The sequence below is a fragment of the Actinomadura harenae genome, from assembly GCF_003696215.1.
In the GTDB taxonomy this organism is placed as follows: domain Bacteria; phylum Actinomycetota; class Actinomycetes; order Streptosporangiales; family Streptosporangiaceae; genus Spirillospora; species Spirillospora harenae.
On record NZ_RFFG01000189.1, the window covers coordinates 1 to 9,016 of the forward strand.

Consider the following 9,016-nt stretch of genomic DNA (forward strand, 5'->3'; position numbering starts at 1 on the left):
CTCGGCGGCCTGGGCCCGGCGCCGCTCGGCGCGTTCCGCGCGCCGCCGCAGGCGGTCGGCGTGGCGGTCGGCGGAGTCGAGCTCGGCGCGCAGCCTCCCGGCCTTGACCTCGGCTTCGTCCAGCTCGCGGCGGGCCGTCTCGGCCTCCGCGTCACGCGATTCGAGGAGCCGCTCCGCCTTGGCCGCGCGCCGTCCGGCCTCCTCCGCCCGCTCGGCCGCCGCTTCGCCCCGGCGGGCCCGCTCGGCCCGTTTCCCGGCGACGTGGTTCTTTTTTCGTGCCGCGGACGGGTTGCGATGCGGGGTCGTTGTGGGGGCCGCCGCGCGCCTCTTCGGCGCCGGGGCCTCGGCGGGCGGGGCAGCGGCGGTGAAACCGGAGGCCGTGAAGCCGGCGGGGACGAAGCCGGTGTGGCTCAGCGGACGGGTCAGCGCGCCCTCGCGGACCGCGTCCGACGCGTCCGGGTCGACGGTCGCCGCGAGCAGGGTGTCCTCGACCTCCCGGACGCCCGGATCGCGCAGCGGCCGCCCGGCGTCGGCGGCGAGGCGGCGGGCGGCCCGGACGAGCAGGTCGACCAGCTCGCCGCGCCGCTGCTCCAGCCCGCCGATCGGACGGCCCTCCGCCCACGCCGCGCGCAGGTCGGCCCCGGTGTCCAGGAGCATGCCGAGCTCCGGCGCCGCGTCCCGCGACAGCAGGTTCACCGCCCACGCCGACACGGTCGGGCGGCGCAGCGCCCCGACCCGCTTGGCGAGGGCGGCGTCGCCGTCCCTGCGGGCGAGCTTCACGAGTTCCTGCCGCGCGGCGGTGAACTCCCCGGGGTCCACCCCGTAGAGCCGCCGCGCGGCGCTGGTGAGATCCACCCCTGATCGATACCCCGATCGGGGGCCCGGGCTCAGCGGGTGTCGAGGAACCGGTCCAGGACGCGGGTGCCGAACTCCAGTCCGGCGGTCGGGACGCGCTCGTCCACGCCGTGGAACATGGCGAAGTAGTCCATGTCGGGCGGCAGCAGCAGCGGCGCGAAGCCGAAGCTGCGGATGCCGAGCCGCGCGAACGACTTGCCGTCCGTCCCGCCCGCCATCACGTACGGGACGGGACGCGCCGCCTCGTCCTCGGCGCGCAGGGAGTCCGACAGGGCGGTGAAGGTCGCCCCGGACGGGTCGCCGGGCAGCGCCTCCTCGTGGTTGATGAACTCGCGGGTCACCCTCGGGCCGAGGAGCCGGTCGATCGTGGCGAGGAACTCCTCGCCGAGGTCCGGCAGGTACCGGCCGTCCACCTGCGCGGACGCCGTCCCGGGGATGACGTTGACCTTGTAGCCCGCGTCCAGCCGGGTCGGGTTGGCCGAGTTGCGGACCGTTCCAGCGAACAGCTTGCCGATCTGGCCGAGGCGTTCGGCCTCCGCCTCCAGCCGGTCCTGGTCGATCGGCGCGCCGAGGACGTCGCCGAGCTCGGTCAGCAGCGCCCGGACGGCCGGGGTCAGCCGCACCGGCCACTCGTAGGACGCGATCCGCGAGACCGCGTGGGCGAGCACGGCGACCGCGTTGTCCGGGGCGGGCTTGGACCCGTGCCCGGCGGTGCCGTGCGCGGTGAGCCGCATCCACGCCGTGCTCCGCTCGCCGACCGCGACCGGGTAGACGCGCGCGCCCGACGGGGCGGTGACGCTGTACCCGCCGGACTCGCTGATCGCCTCGGTGACGCCCTCGAACCATCCGGCGTGCTCGGTCACCACGTGCCGGGAGCCGAAGTCGCCGGTGCACTCCTCGTCCGCGAGGAACGCCAGGACCAGGTCGCCGCGCGTCCGGCGGCCTTCGCGGAGCCGCTGCCGGACGACGGCGAGCGTCAGGGCGAGCGAGCCCTTCATGTCGACGGCGCCGCGTCCCCAGACGCAGCCGTCCTCGACCTCGCCGGAGAACGGGTGGACCCGCCAGTCGGACGCCTCGGCGGGCACGACGTCCAGGTGGCCGTGGATCAGGAACGGGGTGTGCGAGGGGTCGGTGCCGGGGATGCGGACGAGCGTGCTGGCGCGGCCGGGCGCGGACTCGACCACGACCGGGTCGGCGCCGACGTCCGACAGGAGCCCGGCGACGTACTCGGCGGCGGCGCGCTCGCCCTCGGCGTCGCCCTCGCCCCGGTTGGTGGTGTCGAACCGGATCAGTTCGGAGCAGATGGCGCTGACCTCGGCGGACGCGTCCGCCCGGCCGGAACTCGGGGACGCGGTGGCGGCGGCTGCGGATCCTGACACAGGGGGATTCCTTCCGGTGAAGTGATCTCGAATAGGTGACGAATCCTGCATGACGGGGATACGAAGATCGTTTCAACGCTAAGAAGGCTTCCGCAACGCGACGCGCGAGGGAGGGCACACATGACGGGCCTGGGTAGAACGGCGGCGCTCGCGGCGGTGCTGCTCGCCGTGACGACCGGTGCGGCGGCCTGCGGCGGAGGCGGGAAGTCGAGTGACGGAACCTTCACGATGGGGCACTCCGAACCCGACCACCTGACGCCGGGCAACACCACCAGCAGTTACTCCTTCGACGTCATCACGAACCTCTTCGACAACATCGAGGGGCTCACGAAGGACGGCAAGCCGTACCCGCTGGCGGCGCAGTCGGTGGACACCACCGACCAGAAGACCTGGACGATCAAGCTCCAGCCCGGCCGCAAGTTCCACAACGGCGAGCCGGTCACCGCGTCGAGCTTCGCCGACGCGTGGAACTGGGCGGCCTTCGGGCCGAACGGCACGCAGGCGAACGAGTACTTCCAGCACGTCCAGGGTTACGCCGACCTCAACCCGGCCGACACCAACGCCAAGCCGAAGGCCGACAAGCTCTCCGGCGTCCAGGTCGTGGACGACACGACCCTCAAGATCACGCTGGACGGCGCGTTCAGCCAGTTCCCGTTCCTGCTGACCTACCCGGCGTACGCGCCGATGCCGAAGGCCGCCTTCAAGGACATGAAGGCCTACGACGACCATCCGATCGGGAACGGCCCGTACGAGATGGACGGCAACTGGCAGCACAACGTCCAGGTGAAGGCGAAGGCGTTCCCGGACTACCAGGGCCCGCGCAAGCCGCACAACAAGGGCATCACCTGGAAGAGCTACGCCAGCGCCGACACGGCCTACACCGACCTGCGCGCCGGGCGCATCGACGTCCTGCAGACGATCCCCGCGGCGAAGGTGCCCGAGGCCAAGCGGCTGCTCGGCGACCGGTTCATCGCGCACAAGAAGAGCACGATCGACTACCTCGGCTTCCCGCTGTGGGACTCCCGCTACGCCAACCCCAAGTTCCGGCAGGCCATCTCCATGGCGATCGACCGGCAGGGCATCAACAAGGCGGTCTACAACGGCGACTACATCGTGGCCGACTCGATCCTGCCGCCCGCGATCCAGGGGCACCGCGACAACGCCTGCGGTGAGCTGTGCACCTACAACCCGGCCAAGGCCAAGCAGCTGTTCCAGGAGGCCGGCGGGTTCAAGGGCTCGATGGAGCTGTACTTCTCCAACGCGCAGCCCACGTACTACCAGTGGATGCAGATCGTCGCGAACTCGCTGAAGCAGAACCTCGGCATCACCGACGTGCAGTTCCGGCAGATCCCCGCCTCGGACTACTTCTCGCTGCTGCGCAAGCACCAGGAGAAGGGCCCGTACCGGCAGAACTGGGAGGCCGACTACCCGAGCCCCCAGAACTACCTGGAGAACATGTACGGCCCGGGCAACCGGATGAACTGGAACAACAAGCAGTTCAACGACCTCATCGTCAAGGCCAACGGCGCGCCCAACCAGGACGAGGCCATCAAGGACTACAACCAGGCCGAGGACGTCGCGCTCCAGGAGATGCCGCAGATCCCGCTGTGGACCTGGGCGGGCCAGGCCGGCCGGTCCAGCAAGGTCGACAACGTGACGATCACCCCGTACGCGCTCGGCCTGCTGGTGGACGAAGTCACGGTGAAGAAGTAGATGTGGCGGTACGCGCTGCGGCGGCTGCTCCAGGCGGTACCGGTCTTCATCGGCACGACCCTGCTGATCTACCTGCTGGTGTTCGCCCTGCCGGGCGACCCGATCCAGGCGATGGCCGGGGACAAGCCGGTCCCGGACACCGTGCTCCACACGCTGCGTGAGCGGTACAACCTGAACGACCCGCTGCTCGAGCAGTACGGCAAGTACATGTGGGGGCTGCTCGTCCACGGCGACCTGGGCGAGAACTACGACGGGCAGAAGGTCAGCGCCATGCTGGGCGGACGCTGGGCCGTGACCGCGAAGCTCGCGGTCACCGCCTGGGTCTTCGAACTGCTCCTCGGGATCACGCTCGGCGTCTGGGCGGGCCTGCGCCGCGGGAAGCTCGCCGACACGCTCGTCCTCGGCGGGACGACGCTGCTCATCGCCGTCCCGGTGTTCGTCGTCGGGTACACCGCGCAGATCCTGCTCGGCGTCCGCTGGCCGATCTTCCCGTCCGCGGGCATCGACGACGGCTGGCCGTACAGCTACCTGCTGCCCGGCATGGTGCTCGGCTCGTTCGGGCTGTCCTACGTCGCGCGCCTCACCCGGACGAGCCTGGCCGAGAACCTGCGCGCCGACTACGTCCGGACGGCCCGCGCCAAGGGCCTCAGCCGGTCGCGCGTGGTCGTCCGGCACGGGCTGCGCAACTCGCTCATCCCCGTCGTGACCTATCTCGGTGTCGACTTCGGGGCGCTGATGGGCGGCGCGATCGTCACCGAGGGCATCTTCAACCTGCCCGGCGTCGGCCAGCAGGTGTTCCAGTCCATCCAGCTCAAGGAGGGGCCCGTCGTCGTCGGCGCGGTCACCCTGCTCGTGCTCGTCTTCATCCTGGTGAACCTGGTCGTGGACCTCGTCTACGGCCTGCTCGACCCGAGGATCCGCTATGACTGACCTGCAGTCCGGGGAGGCCGGTGCGGCCGTCGCGGAGGCGGGCGGCCTGGTCGAGGGCCCGGCCGCGTCCCTGTCCCGGGACGCCTGGTACGACCTGCGCCGCCGCCCCCTCTTCTGGACGGCCTCGGCGGTGCTGCTGCTGGTCGCGCTGATGGCGGCCGTCCCGCGCCTGTTCACGAGCCGGGGCGTGAACCAGAACTGCGACCCGAACATCGCCAAGCAGGGACCGTCCGGCGCGCACTGGTTCGGCACCGACCTGGCCGGCTGCGACTACTACGCGCACGTCGTCCACGGCGCCCGCCCGACCCTGCTGATCGGCGTGGTCGTCACGCTGTTCGCGCTGCTCATCGCGCTGGTGTTCGGCCTGCTGTCGGGCTACTACGGCGGCATCGTGGACGCGGTGATCGCCCGGATCACCGACGTGTTCTTCGGCCTGCCGTTCGTCCTCGGCGCGACCGTCGTGCTGGTCGCCTTCCCCGGGCACGGGATCGGCGCGATGACGCTGGTCCTGGTGCTGCTCGGCTGGACGACCATGGTCCGGATCATGCGCGGGCAGGTGATCTCCGTCCGGGACGCCGACTACGTGCGCGCGGCCCGGCTGCTCGGCGCGTCCGACGCGCGGATCATGGCCCGGCACGTCCTGCCGAACGCGCTCGCGCCGGTGATCGTCGTCGCGACGCTGAACGTCGGCAACGTCATCGCGGGCGAGGCGACGCTCGACTTCCTCGGCGTCGGCCTCCAGTACCCGAAGGTCTCCTGGGGACTCCAGCTGAACCTGGCCCAGTCCTACGTCGTGGACCATCCGCACCTGCTGGTGTTCCCGGCGCTGTTCCTGTCCGCCACGGTGCTGTCGTTCCTGCTGCTCGGCGACGCGGTCCGCGACGCCCTGGACCCGAAACTCCGGTGACATGGCACCAGACGTGACATCAGACGTGGCATCAGACGGTGGTGTGAAGCCGCTGCTGGAAGTGAGCGACCTGCGGGTCGCGTTCACCGTGCGCGGGCGTGAGGTGCGCGCGGTCAACGGCCTGAGCTACACGCTGGCGGCGGGGGAGACCCTGGCCGTCCTCGGCGAGTCCGGCTCGGGCAAGAGCGTCGCGGCGCAGGCCGTGATGGGCATCCTCGACACCCCGCCCGCCCGGATCACCGGCGGCTCGGTGAAGCTGGACGGGACCGAGCTGCTCGGCCTGCCCGAGAAGGAGCGCCGCCGTGTCCGGGGCGACCGGATCGCGATGGTGTTCCAGGACGCGCTGACGGCGCTGAACCCGGTGATCCCGGTCGGCGCGCAGCTCGCCGAGATGTACCGGGCGCACCGCGGCGCCGGCCGCAAGGAGGCCCGCGCGAAGGCCGTCGAGCTGATGGAGCGGGTCGCGATCCCGTCCGCGGCGACCCGGCTCGGCGACTACCCGCACCAGTTCTCCGGCGGGCAGCGGCAGCGCATCATGATCGCGATGGCGCTGGCCCTGGAGCCGGACGTGCTGATCGCCGACGAGCCGACGACCGCGCTGGACGTGACCGTGCAGGCGCAGATCATGCGGCTGCTCGCGCGGCTGCGCGACGAGCTCGGCATGGGCCTGGTCCTCATCACCCACGACCTCGGCGTCGTCGCGGGCATCGCGGACCGGACGGTCGTCATGTACGCGGGGACGGTCGCCGAGCGGGCGTCCGCGCGGGACCTGTACGCGCGTCCCGCGCACCCGTACACGGTCGGGCTGCTCGCCTCGGTGCCGCGGCTCGACCAGGACGCCGGGCGCCTCGAACCGGTCCGCGGCACCCCGCCGGACCCGGCGGCGCTGCCGTCCGGATGCCCGTTCCGCCCGCGCTGCCCGCGTGCCGAGGCGGTGTGCGCGGAGAAGGAGCCGCCGCTCGTCGCCGTCGCGCCGGGTCACGAGGCGGCCTGTCACTTCGCGGCCGAGGTGTACGCCGGGGAGATGGAGGCAGACAGTGGCCGATGAGCCGATTCTCCACGTGGACGGGCTGGTCAAGCACTACCCGATCACCCGGGGCGTGGTCGTGCGGCGGGCCGTCGGGACGGTCAAGGCCGTGGACGGCGTGGACCTGGAGCTGCGGCGCGGCGAGACGCTCGGCGTGGTCGGCGAGTCCGGCTGCGGCAAGACCACCCTCGCGCGCCTGCTCCTCGCCGACGAGAAGCCCACGGCGGGGACGGTCCGGTTCGAGGGCCGCGACGTCTTCGCCCTGCCGCGCCGCGAGCTGCGCGCCCTGCGGCGCCGCGTCCAGATGGTGCTGCAGGACCCGTACTCCTCGCTCGACCCGCGCATGACGATCGGCGACATCGTCGCCGAGCCGTTCGCGATCCACTCGGACGTCGCGCCGAAGGGCGACCGGCGGGCGCGCGTGCGGGAGCTGCTGGAGCTGGTCGGTCTCGACCCGGGCCACGTGGACCGCTACCCGCACCAGTTCTCCGGCGGGCAGCGGCAGCGCGTCGGGATCGCCCGCGCGCTCGCGCTGCGCCCGGACGTGGTGGTGTGCGACGAGCCGGTGTCGGCGCTGGACGTGTCGGTGCGCGCGCAGGTGATGAACCTGCTGGCGGACCTGCAGCGCGAGCTCGGCCTGTCGTACGTGTTCATCGCGCACGACCTGGCCGCCGTCCGGTACGTGTCGGACCGGGTCGCCGTGATGTACCTCGGGAAGATCGTCGAGACCGGCACCGCCGCGGAGATCTACCGGAACCCCACCCACCCGTACACGCAGGCGCTGCTGTCGGCCGTCCCGGTGCCCGATCCGGAGGCGCCGCCCGCCGCGATCGAGCTGGAGGGCGAGCCGCCGTCGCCGATCGACCCGCCGTCGGGCTGCCGGTTCCGGACCCGCTGCTGGAAGGCCGCCGACGTGTGCGCGACGGAGGTCCCCGCGCTGGAGGTCCGGGACGGTTCGGACCACCCGAGCGCCTGCCACTTCCCGGCCGCTCCGGCGGTCTCGGGGGTGTTGGAGGGCGCATAGGCTGAGGCCATGGCGCGCAAGGGCAGCAGGAGCGGGGACGGCCCCCGCGCGGACCGCTACGAGATCACCGGTGGCGAGGCCGAGCTGCTGCGCGACGCCGACCGCGACGGCGGCTGGGTGCTGCTGGTCGGCGGGGTCCCGCAGTCCTACGTCGACCTGGCCGACCCGACGCACCTCGACTTCGAGTACATGCGGCTGATGGGCGACGTGGTCGACTGCCTGGGCGCGCCCGGCGAGCCGTTCGACGCCGTCCACATCGGCGGCGCGGGGTGCACGCTGCCGCGCTATGTCGCCGTGACCCGTCCGGGCTCCCGCCAGGTGGTGCTGGAGCCCGACGGGCGGCTGGTGCAGCTCGTCCGCGAGCAACTGCCGGTGAAGAACGTCCCGGGCCTGAAGATCCGGATCGCCGACGGGCGGTCCGGGCTGACCGCCGTCCCGGACGGCGCCGACGACCTGGTGGTGCTGGACGCGTTCAGCGAGGCGTCCATCCCGGTCGAGCTGACGACCGAGGAGTTCACCCGCGAGGTCGCGCGCGTCCTGCGGCCCGGCGGCACCTACCTGATGAACGTCGCGGACGGGTTCCGGCTGCCGTTCGCGCGCCGCGTCGCCGCGACCGTGCGGGCGGTGTTCCCGCACGCGCTGCTGCTCGGCGATCCCGGCGTGCTGCGCGGACGCCGGTTCGGCAACCTCATCCTCGTGGCGTCGCGGGCGCCGCTGCCGGTCGCGGAGCTGTCCCGGCGCGCGGCGGGCGGGATCTTCCGCGCCCGCATGATCGAGGGCGACGACCTGGACGCGTTCGCGGCGGGTGCCCCGGTGCTGCGGGACGGCCAGGACGTCGCGGCGCCGGTGCCGCCGCCGCAGGTCTTCGGCAGGTCCTGACCCCGGAGTCCGGCCCGGGCGGAAATGACCGGGTGGCCATTTTCGGGGAATGGCCGTTCGGGCGATTTTCAGGAGACTCCAAGGTCATATCGCCGCGCCGGGAAGCGGCAATGTTCCATAATCGAGCGATGGAGTCGTCCACCCGGATTCTTCTGCTCGGCCTGGATTCCGCCGGCGGCGTGATCCAGTCCGACCGGAACGCGGAGGCGCTGCTCGCGGGCCGCCCCGGCGGGCTGCGCGGCGCGCTGCTGGAGGACCTCGTGCCCGGCGGCGCGGCGCCGCTGGCCGAGGCGCTGCGGTCC

Annotated in this window: 7 protein-coding genes and 1 pseudogene; 6 read left to right on the top strand and 2 right to left on the bottom strand. The window is 72.3% G+C overall.

The genetic code is table 11. The features are described from left to right. Positions 1-855: pseudogene (locus EBO15_RS41730) on the bottom strand (hypothetical protein); the annotation flags it as partial. Positions 856-887: 32 nt separating this feature from the next. Continuing rightward, entirely contained in the window at positions 888-2,234 is a 1,347-nt protein-coding gene (locus tag EBO15_RS41735) for a M20/M25/M40 family metallo-hydrolase (RefSeq protein ID WP_233616839.1), read from the bottom strand. 120 nt (positions 2,235-2,354) lie between these two features. Here EBO15_RS41735 and EBO15_RS41740 point away from each other — a divergent pair, with 120 nt between their 5' ends. From EBO15_RS41740 to EBO15_RS41765, 6 genes are read left to right on the top strand one after another with little or no spacing between them, the layout of a single operon-like run. Then, positions 2,355-3,947 carry a peptide ABC transporter substrate-binding protein gene (locus EBO15_RS41740; protein ID WP_122199973.1) on the top strand — a complete coding sequence of 531 codons (1,593 nt, stop codon included), beginning with the start codon at positions 2,355-2,357 and terminating at the stop codon, positions 3,945-3,947. Next, entirely contained in the window at positions 3,948-4,877 is a 930-nt protein-coding gene (locus tag EBO15_RS41745) for an ABC transporter permease (RefSeq protein WP_122199974.1), read from the top strand. It begins immediately after the preceding gene. Then, positions 4,870-5,784 (top strand): ABC transporter permease, encoded by a 915-nt coding sequence (locus tag EBO15_RS41750; RefSeq protein WP_122199975.1) that lies wholly within the window; start codon positions 4,870-4,872, stop codon positions 5,782-5,784. Before EBO15_RS41745 ends, EBO15_RS41750 begins: the two co-directional genes overlap by 8 nt. A 43-nt stretch (positions 5,785-5,827) precedes the next feature. Continuing rightward, positions 5,828-6,832, top strand: a complete 1,005-nt coding sequence (locus tag EBO15_RS41755) for an ABC transporter ATP-binding protein (protein WP_122199976.1) — start codon at positions 5,828-5,830, stop codon at positions 6,830-6,832. Beyond that, positions 6,822-7,835 (top strand): ABC transporter ATP-binding protein, encoded by a 1,014-nt coding sequence (locus EBO15_RS41760; RefSeq protein WP_122199977.1) that lies wholly within the window; start codon positions 6,822-6,824, stop codon positions 7,833-7,835. The genes EBO15_RS41755 and EBO15_RS41760 overlap by 11 nt, the downstream gene beginning before the upstream one ends. Before the next feature lie 9 nt (positions 7,836-7,844). Then, positions 7,845-8,714, top strand: coding sequence for a spermidine synthase (locus tag EBO15_RS41765; protein WP_122199978.1), 870 nt, complete (start codon positions 7,845-7,847; stop codon positions 8,712-8,714). Positions 8,715-9,016 lie beyond the last annotated feature (302 nt).